This is a genomic window from Vibrio sp. 10N.222.54.A3 (assembly GCF_041474095.1).
Taxonomy (GTDB): domain Bacteria; phylum Pseudomonadota; class Gammaproteobacteria; order Enterobacterales; family Vibrionaceae; genus Vibrio; species Vibrio crassostreae_C.
Map to the genome: position 1 here is coordinate 988 of NZ_JBFRTN010000141.1, position 2,556 is coordinate 3,543.

3 protein-coding genes are annotated in these 2,556 nt (G+C 48.3%); 2 read left to right on the forward strand and 1 reads right to left on the reverse strand.

From position 1 onward, the window contains the following. Positions 1-303, reverse strand: a 303-nt coding sequence (locus AB4507_RS21775; protein WP_372183350.1) for an EVE domain-containing protein, incomplete at its 3' end; no start/stop codon positions are given. A gap of 39 nt (positions 304-342) precedes the next feature. Here AB4507_RS21775 and AB4507_RS21780 point away from each other — a divergent pair. Both AB4507_RS21780 and AB4507_RS21785 read left to right on the forward strand, forming a co-directional pair. Continuing rightward, the gene (locus AB4507_RS21780) at positions 343-1,887 is read left to right on the forward strand and encodes a COG3650 family protein (protein WP_372183352.1); all 1,545 of its coding nucleotides are present in this window, start codon (positions 343-345) and stop codon (positions 1,885-1,887) included. 2 nt (positions 1,888-1,889) lie between these two features. Next, positions 1,890-2,486, forward strand: coding sequence for a tRNA-uridine aminocarboxypropyltransferase (locus AB4507_RS21785; protein ID WP_017061019.1), 597 nt, complete (start codon positions 1,890-1,892; stop codon positions 2,484-2,486). The last annotated feature ends 70 nt before the right edge of the window (positions 2,487-2,556 follow it).

The window sequence follows — 2,556 nt, forward strand, 5'->3', positions numbered from 1 at the left end:
CTCGACATCCACCATGATCCAGCGTGGGTTATCGGGTGAAGACTTAGGATCGTAGTAATCACTCTCAGGGTCGAACTGAAAGTGGTCTGGGTAGGCTTCTCTGGTTACTTTAGCGATCCCCGCTACGCCAACTTTTTTACATGATGAGTGGTATATCATCACCAGATCGCCAAGCTTGACGTCATCACGCATCATGTTTCGAGCCTGATAGTTGCGTACACCCTCCCAACAAGAGGTTTTTTGTACTCTAAGAGTCTGAATAGAGAAGGTGTCGGGTTCTGTTTTAAATAACCAATATGCCATAATAAATCCAATTAACGGTTGCTCCGAGGAAGATATAACATGAAGGTAATGAAAAACCCAGTGACATGGCTAGTCGCGTTCGCTCTACAAGGCTGTGTTACGGCACCTGATACGCCGCAACAACCTGAACAGCCCCCAGCAAACTTGGATGAGCCACTGAGCATTCAACCGCAAACCTTCATCATGCGTGGTCAGGTGGTGGTTGGCCATGAAAGCCGAACCTTCACTCCTTGCGGTAGCCAACAACAATACTGGTTAGACTTATCTCCAGAGTTAGCGTTAGAAGCACAAGGGCTCTCAACGAGACCTTACCAAGCCTTATATGGCGAGCTGATTGGTCACCTAACCGTGCCGAGCCAAACGGGTTATAACGCAGATTTCACAGCGCGTTTCGTGGTTGACCAAGTGAACATCCTAACCGCAGAGAACCCAGATCGCTGCGTCCAACCGCTGCGCTCAACACGAGTATTTGGTAATGAACCCTTCTGGTCAGCAACCTTCGATAAAGACCAGCTGAAATACACCAAGATGGGCGAACAGCCACAGACCCTCGATATTGAATCAAGCCGCACCACATCGATCAGCCGTGACTACCAATTAGAAGGTAAAGCTGCACAAGGCAAACTCAACCTTACGAAAGAGAGCTGTAGCGACGGCATGAGCGATTCTATCTATGGATGGCATGCCAAGCTTAACCTCAATGACAGTAACTACAATGGCTGTGCGACGGTCTCTAACCAAGATCCAACGCTGGACTGGAGCGGACTCTACTTCGCTAGCTCAACGCAAAACTCAGGGTTCTCTATCAACCTTGAACTCAACAATGACCACAGTGCTATCACGACTTATTCATACAGCAATGGAGACCCTTCTATTGTTGAACAAGGCTTCTGGCAGCAACTGAACCAAAATCAGGTACAAGTGGTTATGACTCGCCACCAGCAACAGTATTTGATCTCCGAGCGCATCTTCACACTCGATAATGGCAAGCTAATCGCTGAAAAAGAGAAAGTGGGCAACGTGGTCTATCCAATTGCCAATGGCGGTCTGGTGTTATTCGAAGCTAAGAGTGCGCAAGCGCAAGTAAACACCGAAGCTAACGTTGATCTAACCGCAAAGCAGGTGAACTCCAGTGATCAACTTGATCCAAAAGTCGACCAAGCGATCCGCAAATACTTTAAGATCAACAACAGCTCACCTGACGACACTAAATACCGCTGGTTAACCTACGACCTCAACGGCGACGGTAAAGAAGAGCTGTTCGCCCAACTCGATTGGTGTGGCTCTGGTGGCTGTACCCTGCTGATTTTCGAAAACCATCAAGATAACTGGCGCTTCAATAGCCGGGTGACACTGGTTAAGGGCGACATACGCTTAGGTAAATCGCAAAACCACGGCTGGCAGGATCTAATCTTCAACGTCAGTGGCGGCGGTGCAACACCGGCGAAACACACACTGTCATACTCTGGTGTCAGCTACCCGCTAAACCCAAGTGTCGCTCCAGTTGCAGATGATGCTGATATCAGCGACGTGGTTTTGTTTGCTGATGGTATCTCACCCGCACAAAGTGGAGTTAAGTTGTAAACATGAGTAACCAACAAGCTTGCCATGGTTGTAGCTTCACTCACCAATGTATTTGTCACCTGATACCTAGTGTCGCAAGCCAAATCGATCTTGTACTGCTCACTCATGAGAATGAACTGTCACGCGATACCAATACAGGGAAGCTGCTTCAGCAATCCCTTGATCAGTGTCAGTCCATTGTATGGCAAAGGAAAACACCACCAGCGGAGCTCATCGCACTGCTTGACGATGAAACACGACAACCGTTTCTTTTATTCCCAAGTGATCAAAGTGTCGAGTGCCAGCAAGCTGTAATGACCCAAGCCCAGAGCCGTAAGCCGCTATTCATCATCTTGGATGGCACATGGCAAGAAGCGAAGAAGATGCTTAACAAGAGCTCGTGGTTACAAGCCGTTCCGCAAGTTCACCTCGATATTACCAGCGAATCTTCATACACCTTGCGCCGCAACCAAGACAGTGGCCACTTGTGTACTTGTGAAGTGGGTATTGAGTTACTCAAATCTTTAGGTGAAAGTGAATCTGCCAAGCTCATTGATGACTACTACCAGCATTATCTAAAAGTGTTCCACGCCGACAAGTGTGGCCACGCCCTCAAATAGACCAAGCAGGCGCGCGGGAAGGTAAAAACACATTTCAGGACGAGACAGACACTAAATCGAGTAGGAGGAG

What these genes read in the sequence shown, in the direction of transcription:
- AB4507_RS21780 (WP_372183352.1), top strand. Translation starts at nt 343, where the DNA reads ATGAAGGTAATGAAAAACCCAGTGACATGGCTAGTCGCGTTCGCTCTA.
- AB4507_RS21785 (WP_017061019.1), top strand. Translation starts at nt 1,890, where the DNA reads ATGAGTAACCAACAAGCTTGCCATGGTTGTAGCTTCACTCACCAATGT.